The 20,307-nt window shown below is 35.1% G+C and carries 17 protein-coding genes, 2 pseudogenes, 1 riboswitch and 1 other annotated feature (1 of these 21 only partly in view); of the genes and pseudogenes, 5 read left to right on the top strand and 14 right to left on the bottom strand.

Annotated elements, in window-relative coordinates; all coding sequences use genetic code 11:
• Positions 1 to 200: a binding site (T-box leader), on the bottom strand (it extends 23 nt beyond the left edge of the window).
• A gap of 243 nt (positions 201 to 443) precedes the next feature.
• The 6 genes from ACXKY9_RS08345 to hflX all read right to left on the bottom strand — a co-directional run bounded on the left by ACXKY9_RS08345 (position 444) and on the right by hflX (position 6,164).
• Positions 444 to 1,019 (bottom strand): hypothetical protein, encoded by a 576-nt coding sequence (locus ACXKY9_RS08345; protein WP_000505546.1) that lies wholly within the window; start codon positions 1,017 to 1,019, stop codon positions 444 to 446.
• Between the two features lie 23 nt (positions 1,020 to 1,042).
• Positions 1,043 to 1,870 (bottom strand): DUF4037 domain-containing protein, encoded by an 828-nt coding sequence (locus ACXKY9_RS08340; protein WP_000523212.1) that lies wholly within the window; start codon positions 1,868 to 1,870, stop codon positions 1,043 to 1,045.
• A gap of 92 nt (positions 1,871 to 1,962) precedes the next feature.
• Positions 1,963 to 2,475 (bottom strand): GNAT family N-acetyltransferase, encoded by a 513-nt coding sequence (locus ACXKY9_RS08335; RefSeq protein WP_000771278.1) that lies wholly within the window; start codon positions 2,473 to 2,475, stop codon positions 1,963 to 1,965.
• A 78-nt stretch (positions 2,476 to 2,553) separates the two neighbouring features.
• A complete protein-coding gene (gene cysK / locus ACXKY9_RS08330) occupies positions 2,554 to 3,471 on the bottom strand; it encodes a cysteine synthase A (RefSeq protein ID WP_000762277.1) in 918 nt (305 codons plus the stop codon).
• A 10-nt stretch (positions 3,472 to 3,481) separates the two neighbouring features.
• On the bottom strand, positions 3,482 to 4,693 hold the full coding sequence (locus ACXKY9_RS08325) for an MFS transporter (RefSeq protein WP_001149411.1): 1,212 nt from the start codon (positions 4,691 to 4,693) through the stop codon (positions 3,482 to 3,484).
• A 211-nt stretch (positions 4,694 to 4,904) separates the two neighbouring features.
• Positions 4,905 to 6,164 (bottom strand): GTPase HflX, encoded by a 1,260-nt coding sequence (gene hflX, locus ACXKY9_RS08320; protein WP_000393280.1) that lies wholly within the window; start codon positions 6,162 to 6,164, stop codon positions 4,905 to 4,907.
• A gap of 691 nt (positions 6,165 to 6,855) precedes the next feature.
• Between hflX and ACXKY9_RS08315 the strand changes: the two genes are divergently transcribed.
• Entirely contained in the window at positions 6,856 to 7,839 is a 984-nt protein-coding gene (locus ACXKY9_RS08315; protein WP_000555754.1) for a ketoacyl-ACP synthase III, read from the top strand.
• A gap of 46 nt (positions 7,840 to 7,885) precedes the next feature.
• On the opposite strand, the gene ACXKY9_RS08310 is transcribed toward ACXKY9_RS08315, so the two are convergent.
• The 4 genes from ACXKY9_RS08310 to ACXKY9_RS08295 all read right to left on the bottom strand — a co-directional run bounded on the left by ACXKY9_RS08310 (position 7,886) and on the right by ACXKY9_RS08295 (position 12,649).
• On the bottom strand, positions 7,886 to 9,160 hold the full coding sequence (locus tag ACXKY9_RS08310; RefSeq protein WP_000884511.1) for an MFS transporter: 1,275 nt from the start codon (positions 9,158 to 9,160) through the stop codon (positions 7,886 to 7,888).
• 208 nt (positions 9,161 to 9,368) lie between these two features.
• Complete coding sequence (locus ACXKY9_RS08305; RefSeq protein WP_000438113.1) at positions 9,369 to 11,117, bottom strand: MDR family MFS transporter; 1,749 nt, start codon at positions 11,115 to 11,117, stop codon at positions 9,369 to 9,371.
• Positions 11,118 to 11,153: 36 nt separating this feature from the next.
• The gene (locus ACXKY9_RS08300; RefSeq protein ID WP_000678329.1) at positions 11,154 to 11,693 is read right to left on the bottom strand and encodes a PadR family transcriptional regulator; all 540 of its coding nucleotides are present in this window, start codon (positions 11,691 to 11,693) and stop codon (positions 11,154 to 11,156) included.
• 152 nt (positions 11,694 to 11,845) lie between these two features.
• Positions 11,846 to 12,649 (bottom strand): polyphosphate kinase 2 family protein, encoded by an 804-nt coding sequence (locus ACXKY9_RS08295; RefSeq protein WP_000427320.1) that lies wholly within the window; start codon positions 12,647 to 12,649, stop codon positions 11,846 to 11,848.
• A 403-nt stretch (positions 12,650 to 13,052) separates the two neighbouring features.
• On the opposite strand from ACXKY9_RS08295, the gene ACXKY9_RS08290 reads away from it, so the two are divergent.
• A complete protein-coding gene (locus tag ACXKY9_RS08290; protein WP_000823343.1) occupies positions 13,053 to 13,517 on the top strand; it encodes a hypothetical protein in 465 nt (154 codons plus the stop codon).
• 195 nt (positions 13,518 to 13,712) lie between these two features.
• On the opposite strand, the gene ACXKY9_RS08285 is transcribed toward ACXKY9_RS08290, so the two are convergent.
• Entirely contained in the window at positions 13,713 to 14,975 is a 1,263-nt protein-coding gene (locus ACXKY9_RS08285) for an MFS transporter (protein WP_001161172.1), read from the bottom strand.
• 137 nt (positions 14,976 to 15,112) lie between these two features.
• Here ACXKY9_RS08285 and ACXKY9_RS08280 point away from each other — a divergent pair, with 137 nt between their 5' ends.
• Positions 15,113 to 15,598 (top strand): 8-oxo-dGTP diphosphatase, encoded by a 486-nt coding sequence (locus tag ACXKY9_RS08280; protein ID WP_001134949.1) that lies wholly within the window; start codon positions 15,113 to 15,115, stop codon positions 15,596 to 15,598.
• A gap of 28 nt (positions 15,599 to 15,626) precedes the next feature.
• On the opposite strand, the gene ACXKY9_RS08275 is transcribed toward ACXKY9_RS08280, so the two are convergent.
• The 3 genes and pseudogenes from ACXKY9_RS08275 to ACXKY9_RS08265 form a co-directional block, all read right to left on the bottom strand.
• Positions 15,627 to 17,252 (bottom strand): YndJ family protein, encoded by a 1,626-nt coding sequence (locus ACXKY9_RS08275; protein WP_000789379.1) that lies wholly within the window; start codon positions 17,250 to 17,252, stop codon positions 15,627 to 15,629.
• A 5-nt stretch (positions 17,253 to 17,257) separates the two neighbouring features.
• Positions 17,258 to 17,581: pseudogene (locus ACXKY9_RS08270) on the bottom strand (DUF4166 domain-containing protein); the annotation flags it as partial.
• A pseudogene (locus ACXKY9_RS08265) lies at positions 17,545 to 17,802 on the bottom strand (hypothetical protein); the annotation flags it as partial. The pseudogenes ACXKY9_RS08265 and ACXKY9_RS08270, both read right to left, overlap by 37 nt.
• 193 nt (positions 17,803 to 17,995) lie before the next feature.
• Positions 17,996 to 18,182: riboswitch (Lysine riboswitch) on the top strand.
• Between the two features lie 204 nt (positions 18,183 to 18,386).
• On the opposite strand from ACXKY9_RS08265, the gene ACXKY9_RS08260 reads away from it, so the two are divergent.
• Both ACXKY9_RS08260 and ACXKY9_RS08255 read left to right on the top strand, forming a co-directional pair.
• Entirely contained in the window at positions 18,387 to 19,616 is a 1,230-nt protein-coding gene (locus ACXKY9_RS08260; protein WP_000448032.1) for an aspartate kinase, read from the top strand.
• 226 nt (positions 19,617 to 19,842) lie between these two features.
• On the top strand, positions 19,843 to 20,295 hold the full coding sequence (locus ACXKY9_RS08255) for a VOC family protein (RefSeq protein ID WP_001107261.1): 453 nt from the start codon (positions 19,843 to 19,845) through the stop codon (positions 20,293 to 20,295).
• The last annotated feature ends 12 nt before the right edge of the window (positions 20,296 to 20,307 follow it).

Below are 20,307 nucleotides of genomic sequence, written 5' to 3'. Positions count from 1 at the left end.
TACCACCCTAGTTGTGAAAAAATCTTCACCACTTTATTTGATAACGGTATAAACTACCGTCTTTCATTTCCTCAAAATATGAGATTTATGAAAGATGCTCCAGGACGAACTTCATGAATAATCTATATACTGATTCACACCAACCATCAGCTCTCTGAAATAGGGAGATATTCACTACTATACCCTTTCATTGCCCAAATATTATTTTCCGAATTGATTACTATCATTTTTATCACACATTAAAAATAGTGTCAACTTATATTTCGAATTTTTATGTATTACAATCTATTTAAAAATTCGAAATATAAGTTTTAGTTTAGAAAACAAGTAGCTTAGTACATAACGAATTCTAACAGGCAATAGAAAAAGAATTACGTATTATTGATACTTATTCAATAATACAAATCATCTAGAAACATAACCTGTCTCTCTGTATTCATTTTTTAAGAGTTTGATGGATACCAAGAAAATTTCGCATCACTATCCAGTGGTCTATTTTTCGTTTCTTCTTTAATTACACGAAACCATTCATTTAGAATTTGAGTTTTGGGCAATTGAGCAGCAAGGCTATCTTCCCAAATTACATGTGAGAACCAGGCTTTCGTTTCCCATTCAAACTGCAATTGTGCGAACGAAATTATAGGGTGATCAGCTCCACGAAATTGCTCATTTACTGCATTTGAAACTTCTGGAGCTTGCGGTAACAACTCGTTCTGAATTCTATTTCTTATCGTCTCATTTTCTAGCTGATCCCAGAAATACAATTGCCCATTTATTTGATAAAAAATATCAAATGAAGCCTCACCTTTCTTCAAATTCAATAACACGAAGGCACGTTCCACATCATTGTCAGCCGCTTTTACAGCATTAACAATTATATTTTGTGCCATTGATACCCAGTAACTAGTCGCTTCCTCTACCGGTGATTCAACATACAATTCTTCACTTAATTCATGAAGAGTAGCTTCTTGCTCATTTACTTTTTCAACTTTTTTAAAAAACCTATTAAAAAAACCCATAACTTCCCCCTTATTACTATTTTCTATTTCACAAAATAAAAAATAGATTTTTCTTGCTCATCCACATTTACTCCTGGCGCGTATGTATGAACTTGTTGCAACACTTCTTCTATTAGCAACTCTAACTCCTGCACACTTTTTTCTGGATTCCCTATTAATGTGTCCGCCATACGTTCATATAATTTTTCAGGTTTAATAGTCATTCGTTCCACATTATTAGGCATCCATTTAAACGCTGGATGATGTACGTACATTTTATTCAAACCAAATAAAACACCGAATACGTTCCTTTGTACTTCGCAAATAACGTCATAAAGCATAAGCCAATCTTTCCGTTTTAAAAGCGCCTTTCGATTGTGCCAACGATTACTTAACCATAGATTTTCTGAAATCATCAGTTTTGCTAGTTCATCTGGATATGCCGCTACTTTTTCTTTTAATTCATTCGCTTTCCCTTCTCCATACAAACTAACACCATCATGAATGGATGATACAATACATTGTTTTTCATAATTTATATCATATTGATCCACCACATCCGAAATTACTTTCTCTACTGTCTCTGTTAAAAAGTTACTAATCTCTAATTTAATTCCCTCTTTCGTTAAATACGTTTCCGACCATTCTTCTTCCTCATACGGATGATACGATAATATTTTCCCATCAATATGATAAATAGGGGCCCTACGATCCTCATCTTCCGGCGGTGTTGACCATAAAATATGTAATTCTATATCTGAATGTTCATCTTCAAGCTTTCTAGCTACTGAACCCGCTAAAATAATAGCTTCTACTTTCGGATTTTGCCTATAAATCTCTGACATCTCTATCGCTCTCTCTTTTAATCCCATTTCATTTCCCCCTAAAATTGCAGTAATCCCCTATATTTCATTTATCTATTTCGATATTACAGCTTGCATTACCTTTTCAAATTCCTACTTAATCATATTTCTATCCAATAGCGCTGAATAACTTCACCAGTACGAGAAGAAACTACTTCATTTTCTAACACACCTCCAACCTTTTGAATCGTTTTAGCAGAACCGATATTGGATTTATCGCAAGTTATTAATACTTTCTGCAATCCTAATTTTTGCGCTTCAGCTAATGCAAGTTGTAGTTGTTTCGTAGCGTAACCGTGGCGACGTTTATTCGGATGGACACTATATCCAATATGACCGCTTTCCCGTAATAATTCTGGATTTAATCTATGTCTAATATTCAAAAAACCTATAAGTTCCCCTTTTTCAAAACTTAAAAACTGACTAGATGGCACTCGATTAGCTAGTAAATTTTCTCCTAGTTCTTGTTTACTCACTTTTTCAAACCATTCATCAAGAGAATCAAAGTTTTGTAAAGAACTACTTCCATGTGGTTGTTCCCCTGAGTGTAAAAACGCTTGTCTATACGCCGTAATACGCTCACTATATTCATGGATTGGTTTTAATAGTTTCATTGTTCTTCTCCCCCTCTTCATTCCATAAAACAAACACCTTAATAGCAGCTATTCACTATTAAGGTGTTTCTATCCTTTTTATTCAAATAACCCCATGCTCAAATAACGTTCACCTGTATCAGGCGCAATACATAAAACTTTTTTACCAACGCCTAGACGTTTCGCTATCATGATTGCAGCGTAAACAGATGCTCCAGAAGATGGCCCAACTAATAATCCTTCTTGTCTAGCTAAGTTTCTCATTGTCGTTAAAGCCTCTTCGTCTGCAATTTGAATAATTTCGTTATACACTTCTGTATTTAAGTTTTTCGGAATAAATCCTGGGCTTGTTCCTACTAGTTTATGAGGACCTGGTACACCACCGGATAAAACGGGAGATCCTTTCGGTTCCACTACTGCAATATATAAGTTTGGCAATTTCTCTTTTAACGTTTCACCAGCCCCTGTAATCGTTCCGCCTGTTCCTGCCGTTGCAACAAAAGCATCAAGCTCTCCCTCCATTTGTTCGTAAATTTCAAGTGCAGTCGTATAACGGTGAATATTCGGATTAGCTGGATTTTCAAATTGTTGCGGGATAAAACTATTCGGTATTTGTTTTTGCAGTTCTAACGCCTTCGCAATTGCTCCTGGCATTCTTTGTTCTGCTGGTGTTAAAACTACTTCTGCCCCGTATGCTTTCAATAAATTAATACGCTCTTTTGACATATTGTCTGGCATAATTAAAATCGCTTTATACCCTTTAGCTGCTGCGTTCATCGCTAAACCAATTCCTGTATTCCCGCTTGTCGGTTCAATAATTGTATCCCCTGGTTTAATGAGACCATTTTCTTCTGCAACGTGAAGTAAATTATAAGCAGCACGGTCTTTCACACTACGTGATGGATTAAACATTTCTAGTTTCACATACACGTCCGCTGCGTCTTCCGGAATAAATTTAGATAATCGGACGACAGGTGTATCTCCTATTAATTCTGTTACGTTTTCACATAATTTCATAGTGCATCCCCTATTCTATCGTTTTCTTATCACTTGGTAATAACCATGAAGTAAGTCCAATTAACGGTAAACAACTACATAATATCATAATGAACTGAAGGCTATATATATCAGCTAACTTTCCTAGTACTACAGCACCTAGAGCACCAAGGCCGAACGCAAGACCTACAATTAGACCTGATACCATCCCTACTTTTCCCGGAACAAGCTCTTGCGCGTATACAACAATTACACTAAAACTACTTGAACTAATAAAACCGATACATAAAAATAAAGGTACGACCCACACAAGTGAGACATGTGGTAATAACAGCGCAAGTGGCGCTGAACCTAACATTGAAAATACGATGATGTTTTTCTTACCAAATCGATCTGCTAACGGTCCCCCGAAGAAAGTGCCTAACACACCAGCAATCATAAATGCGAATACGAAATACTGGGCATTTTTTATAGATAAACCATAATGCTCAATTAAGTAAAATTGATAGAAATTCCCGATACCGGCACCGTACCAAGAGCGCACAAAAGTAAGAAAAACAAGAAGTATAATAACAAATTTAATGTGTGTACTTACAATTGCATTTTCCGCCTCAAGCGCAGCTCTCTTCTTCCTTCTTACAGCGCCGGTTGCTAATTCATTTTTGTACCAATTCGATACGAAAATTAATAATGCAATTCCTACTGCTGCAAATGCTGTAAAACCTAATGAACCAATTTGACCGAGTGGAACGAAAATTAGCGCTGTAAAAATAGGAGCTAAAGAATTCCCCGTGTTTCCCCCAACTTGATAAATCGCTTGCGCTAACCCTCGTTTTGCACCTGCCGCCATATACGCAACACGAGCGCCTTCTGGATGAAAGACTGCGGAACCTAAGCCAATAAATAAAACAGAAATAATAACAATAATAAAGTTTGGTGCAAACGCGAGTCCAATCATTCCAAGCATACTTGAAAACATACCGAGTGGTAATAAAAATGGTGACGGCTTCTTATCTGAATACATACCAAACACCGGTTGCATAATCGATGACGTCATATTTAACGCAAACGCAATCCACCCTACTTGCATATAGGATAAATTCATCGTTTTTTCCAAAATAGGAAACAACGCCGGCACAACTGCTTGCATCGAATCATTTAAAAAATGTCCGAAACTAATCGCAAATAATATTCGATATATTGTCGGTGTTTCTACTGTGTTTTTTTGTGAAACTGCCTGCATATGTGAATCGCTCCTTTCTGTACAAAATATATATTTATTACAGTAGGTGTAATAAATTCTGACTTTTGAAACATTTCTATTCTATACTGCTTTCATTTCTTTTTCCAGAAATATAACTTAACTCCCATCATTGACTTGCATCCTTGTAACTTTCAGCAGTAAAACATTATAGAAAAAGGCAACCCAATCACAAACTGGGTTGCCTCTTACATTAAATTGCAAAACGCTTATACTTCTCATAATCGCTCGTCTTACATTCCACTTCTAGTTTCGTACCTTCATTTTCATAACTCGTTGATAAAACGTGCGCATGATTATTGAAATACGAAACTACCTGTCCGTGATCATACGGAATTAACATTTCACATTTCGTATATTCTTTATAAATATGGGAACGAATCATTTCTACAAGCTCTTCAATTCCAACATGTTTCTTCGCAGATAAATACACGCGGTCTTCTTGTACTTTCGGAATTTCAACATCCACCATATCTGATTTGTTATAAGCATAGATCGTTGGAATATTTTCTACTCCAATTTTCTTTAACGTTTCATTTGTAATATCAATTAATTGTTCATAATTTGGATTTGCGTAATCTACGACGTGAATAAGTAAATCTGCTTCCGCTACTTCTTCTAACGTTGAACGGAACGCCTTCACAAGATGATGTGGTAATTTACTTACAAATCCAACTGTATCTGTTAATAAAAATGATTTATTATCTGGCAAATCAATATTTCGTACAGATGTTTCTAACGTCGCAAATAACATATCTTTTTCAAATACTTGTTTTTCTTCTGTACCATTATAAATTTCAAGCATTGCATTCATCGTCGTTGACTTTCCTGCATTCGTATAACCTACTAATGCTACAACAGGTATTTCATTTTTCTTACGTTGCTTTCGCTGCGTTTGACGCTGGGCAACGAGCGCTTCTAAATCTTTATTCAAAACTGAAATTTGTTCTTCAATTTTACGACGGTCTAACTCTAGCTTCTTCTCACCGACACCTTTATTTTTCGTACCAACGCCGCCGCTCTGTCTCCCTAACGATTCACGAAGACCAATTAAACGAGGCATCATGTACTGAAGGTGTGCTACTTCTACTTGCAGCTGTGCTTCTTTCGTTTTCGCACGTTGCGCAAAAATATCTAAAATTAAAATGGTACGATCAATCACCTTACAATCTAAATCCTCTTCTAAATTTCGAATTTGTGAAGGAGATAATTCATCATTAAAGATGACCATATTCGCATCTATTTCTTGTACATACGCTGCTACTTCTTCAATCTTTCCTTTTCCGATATAATGCGATGGATTTACTCGTTGTAAATTTTGCGTTACTTGCCCAATTACCTCTACATCACAAGCTTCCGCAAGATTTGTTAACTCTTCCATCGAATATGCAAAATCATCTTCATTACCTACATTTACTCCAACTAAAACTGCTCTTTGTAATACTTCTTCCATATATTTATTCCTCCATTTCGATTACGTAAAATAAAAAACACAGGTCGCTGCCTGTGTTTTCGTAAACGGATAAGGGTTCACCAAAGAAATAGAAGAAAGCTATGCTTTCATCCTATTTTATAGTCAAAAAGTCCCAAGATCGTATACGTATACACAATAAGCGTTCACCTATACAATCCCATTCTATTTATAAAGGCAAAACAAAAAGAGGGCGTATTCGTCCCTCCCTCTTTTTCACATATAAGCTTAATAAAGGGTTCCTTTAAAATAGGCAGACCAATCCCGTTCACTCTGTACACAGACAGAGCCTTTGAGCGCTATTCAATTATTGGCACAAAGTATTGAGACGTAATCTGATTAAGATCAAAGGAAGCCCCTCCGTTCATTTTAAGTTACATAAAGTGTAGCATAAGTAATTCGCTTTCACAAGGTTTAACAACCTATATCACACTAAAGAAAATCGTTATTTTTTTACTTTAATCGTCATTTTTTGCGAGTTTTTCTCACAATAAAAATAACAAAAGCAATTATCAATTTTAGAAACTTCTCGTATATTATTTTTACAGCACTCGCCAAATTCCTTCATAGTAAGTTAAGTATTATCGTTTTAATACAACAAAAATCTATATTGACATTTTTATAACCTAATATTAGTATCAGGTTATAAAAATAAAAATTAGGAGATGTTCCTATGCATTCTAAATCTCGTATTACTGCAATTGGTACTTATGTTCCAGATCAAATATTGTCTAATAACGATTTAGAAAAGATGGTCCATACGAATGATGAATGGATTGTACAAAGAACAGGAATGAAGGAAAGAAGAATCGCTAGCGAAGAAGAATATTCCTCAAACTTAGCCATTAAAGCAATTAAAAATTTATGTACAACATATAAGAAAAACTTAGAAGATGTCGACTGTATCATTGTCGCTACTACTACTGCTGATTACGTTTTCCCTAGTGTTGCTTGCCAAATACAACAATACTTCAACATACCTCATACACTAGCTTTTGATTTAAATGCAACTTGTGCTGGTTTTACATATGGACTACACGTCGGTAATAGCTTAATCACTTCTGGATCACATGAAAAAATACTTGTCGTAGCGACAGAGACATTATCTAAAGTTACTGATTATACCGATAGAACGACCTGTATTTTATTCGGTGATGGTGCTGGAGCTATTTTATTAGAAAGAGATGAAGACATCCCAAGCTTTATCGCTGCTCACATGGGAACAAACGGTGATGGCGGCATTCATCTATATAGCACAAACTTATCTACTACTATGAATGGCACACCACTGCAAACAAATGAAAAAATCGTTCAAAATGGAAGAGAAGTATATAAATGGGCAACACGAACAGTGCCAAAAGGCATAAAAAATTTATTACATAACGCAAATATGCAAGGGGATGATATAGACTGGTTCATACCCCACAGCGCTAACTTACGAATGATTGAATCTATTTGCGAAAAATCTCAAATTCCAATACAAAAAACATTAACGAGCGTGGAATATATGGGGAATACCTCTTCAGTCACCATTCCACTCGCTCTAGATTTAGCTATAAAAGAAGGAAAGTTAAATAATGGAGACACACTTTTACTATACGGATTCGGTGGTGGTCTTACACATTTAGGGCTTATTGTAGAGTGGAATTTAATTTAAGTGTATAAAAAGAGGCTCTAGTCAGTAACTAGAACCTCTTTTTCATTTAATTTCTTGCCCCTTTTCGAGACCATATCACAACAGGAATAAGTAATAACGCTAACACGCCTCCAGCCAATGACAATGCCGCATAACTTGAATTCGCTACTACCATACCTGACATCGCTCCACCAGAAGCTCCAGCTAGCGCAATAAAAACATCTATTTTCCCTTGTGTTTTAGCACGTGTAGACGGTGTTGTGGAATCAACGATTTGTGCTGTACCACTAATCAATCCGAGGTTCCATCCTAGCCCAAGTAAAGACAGAGCAACGATTAATAGTAATAAAGAATCACTTGGCGCTATCGCAGCTATGACACCCGCTGCAAGTAAAATCACTCCACCAGCTATGCTCATTGTAGTTCGGCCAATTTTATCAATTAACATTCCTGTAACGAGAGATGGAAGATACATTGCACCTACATGAAAACCTATCACAAGTCCTACTGCACTTAAACCGTGACCGTGGTGTCCCATATGAACTGGCGTCATCGTCATAATCCCAACCATCACGATTTGCGTAAGTATCATTACGATTGCTCCAACTGTAATACCTCGTTTATTTTCTTTCGCTTCGTCTGTTATTGGTTGTCCTTTATATGTATGTTCCTGTTTATATCTTTCTATTATGTTAGCAATAATTAACGGATCTGGACGAAGCATAACAAAAAGAACTAGACCCGCCAGTATAAATGCTGCTGCCGATAGTATGAACGGACCTGCAAGTTTAGGAACTCCAATTGAATGCGCAAAACTACCCATTACTCCTACTAAATTTGGTCCTGCAACTGCACCGAAAGTCGTCATTACCATCGTAATACTAACAGCCGTTGCTCTCTGCTTCTTATCTGCTAAATCTGTACCTGCATAACGAGCTTGTAGATTCGTGGCTGTACCGGCACCATATATGAGTAAAGAAATAAGTAAAAGAATAATGCTATTCGTTAAAGCTGCCATTACAACACCAATTGCTCCAAATCCACCTACTATAAACCCTGTTGCAAGACCTATCCGGCGTCCATATCGTTGCGAAAGCTTCCCTACTATGAAAGCTGCTAATGCTGATCCCAATGTAAACATAGCAGTTGGTAATCCTGCAAATGCATCTGTTCCAAGCATTTGCTGCGCAAGAAGTGCTCCCACTGTAATACCAGCAGCTAGTCCTGCACCGCCAAACATTTGTGAAATGCTGACGATTATTAACGTTCGTTTGTATAGTTTTTGTTGCTCTTCTTCTGTGTACACATGATTATCTATTAAAGCCCCTGCCTTATCTAGCAATTCCCCATCCTCCTTTTAAAATTAATCCCTCTTGTTAATGTACTATGTATAACGTTACATATTCAATGGCATTTTCCATTCATCCCTTTCATTCTAAAAAACTTTCTAATCATACTCGACTTATCCCATGCTATATTAAAAATACTACTATTCACAATATGCAAGGAGAAAACAATGAAAAAACAGGCTAATAGCAGCCTGTTTCCCTTTACACTTCTTCTACTATCCTTCCCCTTCTCTTTTTACTCAAAGCTCTTCCTTCCCAAAACAACAAACTTACGAAAGCACAAATTAAAATAATTGGCACACTTGCTTTATATAAATCTGTAAAACTCATTGCCATCTGATTCTTGGCATAATGATTCACATCATTCGAAAATGTGAGTACCTCTTTCTTTATACTTTCCTCTTGTTTTTCAACTTCTTTTGTTACTTGCCTCATAACTTCTTCTCTTTTTACATCCCTATATTCTACTGGAACTTTTCTTAATATTTCATCCGTCTTGTCGCGAATCAATTCTTCCTTTTTCTCTTTACTTAATCCCATTGTCATTGCATTTTGTTTCTTATTTATATTCGACTCTAAACTTTGATTCTCTATTTTTTCTTTAGTCATTTGTAAAATTTCAGTTTGCTCAGTACTATTCACATGAATATTCCGCACCTTTTCTTCTGCATAATGATATACTTTTTCTTTATTTATAGTTAAATTATGAGTTAAGTTAGAGACAAATATTGCGACCGCCAATACAATTCCAACCTGTCGTAACATTGATACAACACTTTGAGAAGCAGTTAATAATTCTCCTTCAAACGAAGACGCACTTAAAACTGTAATTGGCCCCACTACTAAGCCATATCCGACACCTAATATCATACATGGAATAATAATTTCTATATTTGTTGAATGAACATCAATCATTTGCAACCAATAGTAGGAAAGCCCCATAACAAGAAATCCTGACAAAATAATAGTTACTTTTCCGAGTTTTTTAATTAAAGTTGCTGCAACTGGTGAGACAAAAAATATCATCGCTGAAATAGGTGTCACTAAAAAAGCCGCTTCAATTTCCGTTCGACCTTGTAGTTTCGTCAAGAACGTTGGAAGCAATACAGTAACTCCAATTAAAAATAAATTACTCAATATAACAACGATTGACGCTCCGACAAACATTCGATCTTGAAATAACTTTAAATTCACCATTGGGTTATGAATCTTTCGTTCTACTAAAATAAATAGAATAAGAGAAATAGTGCTAATTGCATAACAAGACAAAGCAATATTACTTTGCCATCCCCATGTATTACCTTTTACTAATATGAGAGTAAATGAAAAAATTGCTGTGCTACTTAATAGTAGTCCTATCCAATCTATTTTTGAGATAATACGTTCTTCATTTTTTATTTGTAGCATGATGCAACATAACACGATTCCTATTATACAAACCGGAACATTAACGAAGAACACCCATCTCCATCCTAAATTTTGCGTAATAATTCCACCTATTACTGGCCCCATAGCAGCTGACAATCCTTGTGTTACTCCTAAAATTGCAAGTGCAACATGCCTTTTAGCTAACGGCATAGCTGATACACCAATTACCATACTTGTTGGAAATAAAATTGCTGCCCCAATACTTTGTATAAAACGAGAAAAAATAAGAAAATCACCTGTATTAGCAAAAGCGCAAAGTACCGATCCACCCCCAAAAATCACCAGACCAAGAATATACATCTTTGCTTTTCCAAAGATATCAGCTATCCGCCCTAACGGAATGGCAAGTACTGCAATCGTCATTGTATAAACATTTAATACCCAAGACATCTTTTCTAATGAAGTATTTACACTCGATTGTATTGCCGGTAAAGCTATATTCATAATTGTCGTATCAATCATACAAAGAAAGATACCTAGACACATTAAAAAGACAATCTTAATACCCTTTGATTGCTCCATCTTTATATACCCCTTTATTTATTGTGAATGCGTTTTTCACTCTTCTGTTTTATTGTTTTCTTTCGCCTCTAACTCTTCTAATTTTTTCTTCAAAGTCTCCACTTGTGCACTATACGATGCAATACCTACATCTAGTGAAATTTCTTCGACGAAAGTAATACCTATTCTCCACTTTTCATATTTCAATCGAAGATCTGCAATGTACGCTTCTTTTCTTTCAATTTCATCTTTAATCCATTTTTTTATTGTTACATCATCACTATAGTTGCCAAAATACATTCTCATTAAAAAATCCGAACGTAAAACATCCTTCTCTATAGGCGTCTGCATGTATTGATAAAATTCTTCACGCCCCTCATCTGTAATAAAGTACATTTTCTTATTCGGTTTTCCCTCTTGCATGACAACCTCTTTTTTTATTTTCCCTTCATTCTCCAATTGCCGTAATGTTGGATAAATCATTCCAAAACTTCCATCAAAAAAATGAGTAAATACGTCTTCAAACACAATTTTAATATCGTAACCAGACAATTCCTTTTCCATTAATAAACCTAAAACAACATCTCTTCCCTTCAAAGTAAAACCCCCACATAGTATATAATCAATAATCATATTAACATTGTTAATATGATTATTGATTATATACCTTATTCTGTTAATTGTAAAATGTTTCTAAATAAAAAAGCCCCATAATTTGGTTTCACCAATTCACAGGGCCATTTTCTTATTTACTCTTTAACACCTACACCTTGCAAAACTTCAATATCCTCTTTCATTTCATAATAATAAGAAGGCAATTCTATACCATGTTCTAAGAAATAATCCTCAATGAATGAAATAATAATTTTTAACGTTTTCACACGAGCATACAATTTATCGTTACTTTCAATAATATGCCACTTTGCATTTGGCTTACTTGTTTTTTCAAACATGTCTTCCATTGCTTCAACATACTCATCCCATTTTTCACGATTACGCCAATCTTCGTCTGTAATTTTCCATCTTTTCAAAGGATTTTTCTCTCTATCTTTAAATCTCTTTAACTGTTCCTCTTTACTTATATGGTAGAAGAACTTCCCTATTATGTAATGGTCATCTGTTAGTAGTTTTTCAAAATCATTAATCTCATCATATGCTCTCATCCACTCTTCCTTTGTAGCAAATCCTTCAACACGCTCAACTAACACACGACCGTACCATGAGCGATCAAAAATGGTGATTTGCCCGTACTGTGGAATTTTGCGCCAGAAACGTTGCAAATAATGGTAACGTTTCTCATGAGGTGCAGGCGCTCCAATTGGATTTACTTGGAACCCACGCGGGTCAAGATGTTCCGTCACCCGCTTAATTGCCCCACCTTTACCAGCCGCATCCCATCCTTCCATAACAAGCATAACCGCGATTTTTTCTTCTTTCAAAATTTGCTGTAATGCTAATAAGCGCCTTTGATATTTTTCTAATTTCTTATTGTACTTAGATTTTGATTCAATTTTTTTCGTTAAGTCTACTTTAGCAAGATGTCCATTTTCCATAAAACAAATCCCCCTTGTTGTATGACAATGTTATTTTAACATATTTTTGGTAATTTTTTCATATCCTAAAAAAACTGTGTAGAAACATCTCTACACAGCTTCCTTCTCTAATTTCACATATATAAGCACATTTAACTACATTAAAATAAATAATTTATACTGAACTCTTAGTATATTCTTTTTATTAAAACGTAAAAATAGTCCTTTTAAAAAGGGCAGCAATCTAAGTATAGAAAAACAAATTTATTCTTTTTTACTACATACGTAATTATGCCGGCTATAAGAGTATTGAATAAGATATTGATTCACTACTCTTATAGCCACTTTACATTATATGGTATATTTACTCGTAAAAAGAAGATAATAACAAGTAAATCCATTAAAGAATGGGAGCTCTAAAAAAATGAAACGAAAAATATTAACTCTCTTTACACTTTTATGCTTAGCACTACCAATACAAGCTAGTGCTTACACATTTCAGTCACTACCGATTGCGTCAAAGTCTAAACAATGGTATGTCGAAATTGATAAATCTCATAACTCAAACAAGCAAGCAATCCAGCCAAAGCAAGGTGTATTTGATACGTATAGTTTACTCGTAAAAAACATCGGTCATGATGTATCAAACGTATCTGTGGAAATACTTGATAACAACCCTACCTCTAAAGCTACCTTTAAACCTACTACACCTAATGAAAATATTTCTAAAAGTCATACAAGCTTTGACTACATGGTATTCCCATTAGACTTTAATAGTCATAATTTTAAAGTTGTAATCACTTGGGAAGAAAAGAATTTCTCTTACAATGGCCATCCGGTAAATGAAGGTAAAAAAATGAAACAAACATTTGTATTTAATGAAGACTAAGTCCTAATTTCTTTAGGGCTTAGTCTTCTTTTTTGAAACCTGCTTGTATCGCTTCCGTCACTTCTTTTGTGATTTCTAATTTTGTTGTGCCAAATATGTACGGACAGTTTTTCATTACAAAGGTGTTTTATTAATACTAGTTGATTATATGCTAAGTTATTTTCTATATAGGTCTAGCCCTCTTTTCCCATATAATCAATTAAATCGACGAATACTCTGTACAGACAATGCTATTCCAATTGTTAAAATTACTAAACTAGCTAGTGTTATAATAGTTATTTCGCCACCTATGACAGTAGCTAACCAGCCTACAACTACATACCCTAATGGCAATAAAGCAAAAGAACCCAACATATCAAGGCTTGCCACTCTTCCGAATGCTTCTTCTGGTACAAACTCCTGTAAACTCGTTTCCCAAATGAGTCCAAATATCATCATGCCAAATCCTTCAATTGCCATTAAGAATATTAAAGCGGGTGCCCAAGAAATGAATGGCATAATTAATAAAGCAATGCCACTCATTAAAACACCTCCATAAGCCAGTAATCCTCTCTTATGCCACCGCTCTTTCCCACCAAATATTACTGCGGCAATTATAGCCCCACCACCAGAAAAGGCCATGCCAAGCCCATACACGTAAGCTTCAAAATGATGATGAACATTAAATAACCATGGAATTAATACGACGATAATGCCGGCATAACAAATATTTATAAAAGAAAAAACTAAAATTGTAATCCACAGCCACGGATGACTTTTTAAAACTAAAACACCTTCCATAAACTCTTGTTTGTAAGTAAGCTTACTCTTTTCAATGGGTTTTACTTTTTTAAACTTAATTTCTTTTAAAAATAATAAACATAAAAATGATAATAAGTACGTTGCTGCATCTAGTCCGAAACCTATCCCTGCAGATGCAACCGATACGATTAACCCACCAAGTGCTGGCCCAATCAATCGTATACCTTGATTACTCATTTGAGTGAGTGCGTTAGCTGCATTACGAATTTCAGGAACGAATACTTTCGCCCTTACAGCAGAATATGCTGGTTGGAATATCCCTTCCATAAGTCCGTATATGGCAACGAGAATATATAAAATCGTAATTGTTAATAAATCCATAAATATAAGCGATGCAAGTAATAGCATTAATATACAGCGGATTATATCCGTAAATAACATTAATTTAACCCGATCAATTCGGTCTACAACTAAACCTGCAAACGGTAAAGCAAGAATATTAGGTAGCATGTACATTGCCATCGTCATCCCCATTACAACTGTTGAGCCAGTTAATGAATACACAACAACTGGAAGTATGACCATAGTTATCGAACTACCTAAGGCCGAGAGTAATTGTCCAATCCATAAAAACTTAAAGTGCGTTGATACTTTAACTGGTAATAATAATTTTCCAATATAACTTAAACTTTTCTCCTTTTGTATTTCCCCTTGCATGTCTCTCTCCTCTTTTCAAATGACTATAGAATACATAATATACGACTGAAAATTCATAATATTATATTTCCAATTATATAAGAAACCATTATGTTATGGTAAAATTATCAAAAAAATATAAAGGAGAATGCATCATTATGCCTCCAAATTCACATAACATCGAACACCAAATCTATACAATGTGTATGATCCAGCGCAACAATGAAGTTTTACTCGTAAAACGACCCAATCATCGAGGTTTCCCTGGCTACATAGCTCCTGGCGGCAAAGTAGATTTTCCCGAAAGTATCGTTCAAGCCGCTATAAGGGAAGTAAAAGAAGAAACCGGATTACTTGTTTCGGATTTAAATTTTAAGGGATTAGATGAATATGTAAATCCGAAAGGGAATGTTCGGTACATGGTATTTAACTACTGGACAGACTCATTTGAAGGTGAACTTCTTTTAAACCCACCTGAGGGCAAATTATTATGGATACCAATCGATACAGCACTAAAGCTTCCTATGCAAGATTGGTTTAAAGAAAGATTCCCATTATTTTTTGAAAAAGGCACCTTTGAAATTCAACGTGTTTGGGATAATGAGCTAGATAAACAAGTTGCTATAACAATTACACATACGTAAAAAAGCTTGGAATCTCTCCAAGCTTTTCTTACTTCTCCTGTACTTTCTTAATCTTATAATCAATTTCTAAAAACTTAACTCCAAATATCCACATTCTATGATTAGCTTCTAGTATGTGATCCGTGCGCTCTTTTATAATAAAAGTCTCTGCTAACGGTAAACGGATTGTCAAGAACCGAGTATGTAAATAAATCCCCTCATCTCCCTGACCATTTTCTCTTAACTTACTAGTAATAATTAAATCATGACTATCATTATATAGTTTCAAAATACCAGTCATATTCGAATAAGGTAAAGGTAAGGCGATATTCATATATGTCTCACTCTTATTTGTATGCTTTGAATAAAGAGCTACAAAAATAGATTTACCTGCTTCATTTTTTCTTAGCCAAGCCCTTACATTCTCTCTTCCATCTTTCTCATCTATGACACTAATGATAGAGCCATGCATCGTTTCCCAATTGCCGCCCATTCCTAAATGTATTTGTTCTACACGCTTACTCATTTTCTCATAGCAAAGTGCGAACGGACGGAACCAACGAGCCCATTTAATATTCGATTGCAATTCATACTCTACTGTATTTTCATAAAAATGAATAATACTTAAAGGAACCTTCGTCACATCAAATGCCTCACTATGAAAGTCATTTACTTTATCAACTAAACCGTTGTATTCCTTACTGTCTACTAAATTGCTGCTATATAAATAAGCCTCACCAATTGCCACATTTCCTCTTAACTTACTCATTGGTTTCCCATAGTATTTATAATTCGGAACACTCTTTTCAATCACCCAGCCGATAAATGCCGGTAACGCTACTCCAATTCCGTTGACAACACCATGAATCCAAACCATTTGAGCAATTGTAATCGTCAAGACATGCTTCAAATTCCCGTATGAATATATAAGTGAGAACATAATTGTAACCATGAGTGTACTAGACGAAACGATTAGAAGAATCTTTGCACTGATAGCATTAAATTTTGCTCTCCAAACGTAAAATCCATACCCATAAATTGCACATAAATATAGGAACACTGCAAAAAATTCAAATATTCTTGAGTATGTAATTCCTATTGCAACTGTCATAGGTGAAATCATGATGATAAACATAATAGCATCATACACTTTACTTCTCTTTTCTCTTTTTCTCCCTATTAAACCAGCTGATAATGGCAATAGAAACGCCGAATAATGAAAATGTGCAGCTGTGAGTAAAACAATGTCAGAGCTAAAATGCATAATTGAAAGTTTTGCTACTGAAGCAGAAAACCAAAAACCACCTAAAAACAAATAAATAAACGCACTATCTATGGCGATCTCTTCTAACGGCTTCCATCCTCTTTCTAGCAATCTACTTACACCAAATAACGCAACAATTCCTGTATATACAAACCAAACTAGCGCAAATAAATAGTGATTTGTGACGAAAGCTAACATTGCACAAATTGCTGCGATTGGATATAAAAATGATACGGATTTATAAAATAATAATTGCGATCCATCTCTTTTTCTTTTATCAATAATACAAAATGACATTGGTATAAATAATAAAACAGATAATAATATAATTGCTTCAACAGGATTTATATTCGACCACTCACTTATTAGAAAAACAACATAGCAAGCAAGCCCAAATATTATATTTTTCATATCGTCTATTCCCTTTCCACAAATGTTCCCTTATATGAAAAAAGCGAACCAATTAACGGGTTTCGTACTTGTACATGAATTCGAAAACATTGTAGTGTTTCATCATAACTTTCAACAATTTTTGCCTCACCATACAAAAATTTTGGTAACGGCATTTTTCTTCCAAACATATAAAACCATTGTTTCTTTGAAGAAATATGCATTGCCCCTAACTCATCGATATGAAAATGCAGTGTAGAAACGAGTAAATGTGGTTCACCAAAATAATCTACAATTTCATTTTCGTTTTCATCAAACTGCATAACTGCATTAAAATATCTTTTCTTATTTCACCTATTGATTCCCCTTCTCCAACTATTTCAAGCCCAAATCCAATCTTTGTTTTATACAAAAACTTCTGTGGTTCCCCTTCTTTTTTCTCTAAATACGAAATTTCAGTAAAGCGAGCATCCCACTCTGTATGTATATCTGGTTCTTGCGTATATTCCCATAATTTTTCCATCGTCGTGTTCATTTTTGTCGCAACATAAATAGGCTGTTTCCTTTTCATTCTCCCCACCTCCTATGCACTATAACTTTAATGTACATGCAATGAATTTATTTTGCTACATTTTTCACAAACTTCCTCAGAAAAAAGAAAGAATTTTTAAAATATATATAAAACACTTGATTCCACGAAAAATTTAAATTATTATAAAACAAATGTTACCAACAACTTCATAAATCAAACACTCTCGCCTAAAACGTGAGATAGAGGTTGCGATACTTATGAGTATTCTAATGGAGACACAGAGATGTCTATGAACTTAGATGAAAGGAAGTATTGCCGAAATTGATAAATTTCTCTGCATTTATCAATTGGGGCTGTTTTCGAATAGAAACAGAACTGTCATATGTACAGACGTGTACGTATGAAGAGCTATCTACAAAAAAGAGATATCATTTTTTTATGATATTCCTTTTTTGGCGGTTTTTTTATTAGCTCCGTTTTCTGTTTCCCTTTTCCTGTAACAGCACCATCCTCACTTATTTGAGATGGTGTTTTTTGTTTGTCTTTCTGGTAACTACAGGAGTATTGGGGATTTATATATTTCCTAATCTATTCTTAAAAATAGACGAAAGAAGGAATTTGTAATGGAAACAATTGTTCAAAAATTTGGTGGCACTTCTGTCGGAAGCGTCGAACGCATTCAACATGTAGCAAATTTAATTATTGAAGAATATGAACGAGGTCATAGCATTGTCTCTGTCGTTTCAGCAATGGGAAAAAGCACAGATGAACTTGTCGCACTCGCTAACGCTATCACAGAAAATCCAAGTAAACGTGAAATGGATATGCTTCTATCTACAGGAGAACAAGTAACTATTTCATTATTAACAATGGCACTGCAAGCAAAAGGCTATCATGCAATTTCATTAACAGGGTGGCAAGCAGGTATTACGACAGAATCTGTACATAGTAGTGCACGGATTACTGACATTCATACAGATCGTATTCAATCTTATCTTGCTGAAGGTACGATTGTTATCGTAGCTGGTTTCCAAGGTATAAGTGTAGAAAATGAAATTACAACGCTTGGCCGTGGTGGCTCTGATACGACTGCTGTCGCATTAGCTGCTGCACTTAAAGCAAAAAAATGTGATATTTATACGGATGTGACAGGTGTATATACGACGGACCCACGAGTTGTAAAAGATGCTTACAAATTAGACGAAATTTCTTATGACGAAATGTTAGAGCTTGCTAATCTCGGTGCTGGCGTATTACACCCGCGCGCTGTTGAGTTTGCTAAAAATCATAATGTAGTTTTAGAAGTTCGCTCAAGTATGGAACAAGAAAACGGAACAATTGTAAAAGGAGAATGTAACATGGAACAACAATCAATCGTTAAAGGTATTGCATTTGAGGATAACATTACACGTGTCACAATTAAAGGATTAGAACAAGGCTCGCTTTCAACAGTTTTCTCTACATTAGCAGCAGCACACATTAATGTAGATATCATCATTCAAAGTATTACAAATGAAGGAACTGTACACCTCTCCTTCTCCATTCATTCGAATGATTTAAGAGAAACTTTAGAAGTTTTGGAACAAAATCAAGAAACTCTTCACTATGAATCTGTAGAACATGAAAATCACTTAGCAAAAGTATCAATCGTAGGATCTGGCATGGTATCTAACCCAGGTGTCGCTGCAAATATGTTCACTACTTTAAAAGAAGAAGATATTCATATTAAAATGGTAAGTACATCAGAAATTAAAGTGTCTGTCGTTATTGACCGCCTTCATTTAGTAACAGGCGTTGAGGCGCTGCATCAATCATTTATGGCGAAAATTGAGCCTTTAGTGCAAATGAGCTAATCTGATATATTTAGTAATGCTAAAAAAATCATATTAATGTATTACCTTCCTATTAAATAAAAAGCTGTTCGTTAACACGATGCTATATGACATATTAAAAAACACCTTGTCACATTTTCCTATACTGTGACAAGGTGTTTTTGACTGAAAGGAATTTGTAACTACTTAGTAGTATAATTATGAGGATAATTAAATAATAGACTTTTATACATAAGGAGATAAGACTATGGCAAAAAACAAATTACTACGAATGGACAATGTCAGCATCGTTGTAGAATCCCTTGATAACGCAATCTCTTTCTTTGAGGAGATTGGCTTGAATCTCGAAGGTCGAGCCAATGTCGAAGGTGAATGGGCTGGTCGCGTAACTGGACTCGGTTCTCAGTGCGTAGAGATCGCTATGATGGTCACTCCAGATGGCCACAGCCGAATTGAACTTTCGCGATTTCTCACCCCACCTACTATATCAGATAACCGAAATGCTCCTGTAAACGCCCTCGGTTATCTACGCGTCATGTTCACCGTTGAAGACATTGACGAAATGGTATCGAGACTCACTAAGCATGGTGCAGAGCTCGTTGGTGAAGTAGTTCAGTATGAGAACTCGTATCGTCTCTGCTACATTCGTGGAGTCGAAGGAATTTTAATCGGTTTAGCGGAAGAACTCGGTAATAAATAAGTAATATTTTAT

The organism is Bacillus sp. 2175 (assembly GCF_057812155.1).
The sequence above is the reverse complement of the archived record's forward strand: the minus strand, read 5'-3'. Positions and strand labels throughout refer to the sequence as shown.

Excerpts from the sequence above, each read along its gene's own strand:
- ACXKY9_RS08290 (WP_000823343.1), top strand. The coding sequence starts at position 13,053 with ATGAAACGAAAAATATTAACTCTCTTTACACTTTTATGCTTAGCACTA.
- hflX (WP_000393280.1), bottom strand. The coding sequence starts at position 6,164 with ATGGAAGAAGTATTACAAAGAGCAGTTTTAGTTGGAGTAAATGTAGGT.
- ACXKY9_RS08285 (WP_001161172.1), bottom strand. The coding sequence starts at position 14,975 with ATGCAAGGGGAAATACAAAAGGAGAAAAGTTTAAGTTATATTGGAAAA.
- ACXKY9_RS08305 (WP_000438113.1), bottom strand. The coding sequence starts at position 11,117 with ATGGAGCAATCAAAGGGTATTAAGATTGTCTTTTTAATGTGTCTAGGT.
- ACXKY9_RS08280 (WP_001134949.1), top strand. The coding sequence starts at position 15,113 with ATGCCTCCAAATTCACATAACATCGAACACCAAATCTATACAATGTGT.
- ACXKY9_RS08325 (WP_001149411.1), bottom strand. The coding sequence starts at position 4,693 with ATGCAGGCAGTTTCACAAAAAAACACAGTAGAAACACCGACAATATAT.
- ACXKY9_RS08260 (WP_000448032.1), top strand. The coding sequence starts at position 18,387 with ATGGAAACAATTGTTCAAAAATTTGGTGGCACTTCTGTCGGAAGCGTC.
- ACXKY9_RS08345 (WP_000505546.1), bottom strand. The coding sequence starts at position 1,019 with ATGGGTTTTTTTAATAGGTTTTTTAAAAAAGTTGAAAAAGTAAATGAG.
- ACXKY9_RS08275 (WP_000789379.1), bottom strand. The coding sequence starts at position 17,252 with ATGAAAAATATAATATTTGGGCTTGCTTGCTATGTTGTTTTTCTAATA.
- ACXKY9_RS08315 (WP_000555754.1), top strand. The coding sequence starts at position 6,856 with ATGCATTCTAAATCTCGTATTACTGCAATTGGTACTTATGTTCCAGAT.
- ACXKY9_RS08340 (WP_000523212.1), bottom strand. The coding sequence starts at position 1,870 with ATGGGATTAAAAGAGAGAGCGATAGAGATGTCAGAGATTTATAGGCAA.
- ACXKY9_RS08255 (WP_001107261.1), top strand. The coding sequence starts at position 19,843 with ATGGCAAAAAACAAATTACTACGAATGGACAATGTCAGCATCGTTGTA.
- cysK (WP_000762277.1), bottom strand. The coding sequence starts at position 3,471 with ATGAAATTATGTGAAAACGTAACAGAATTAATAGGAGATACACCTGTC.
- ACXKY9_RS08335 (WP_000771278.1), bottom strand. The coding sequence starts at position 2,475 with ATGAAACTATTAAAACCAATCCATGAATATAGTGAGCGTATTACGGCG.
- ACXKY9_RS08295 (WP_000427320.1), bottom strand. The coding sequence starts at position 12,649 with ATGGAAAATGGACATCTTGCTAAAGTAGACTTAACGAAAAAAATTGAA.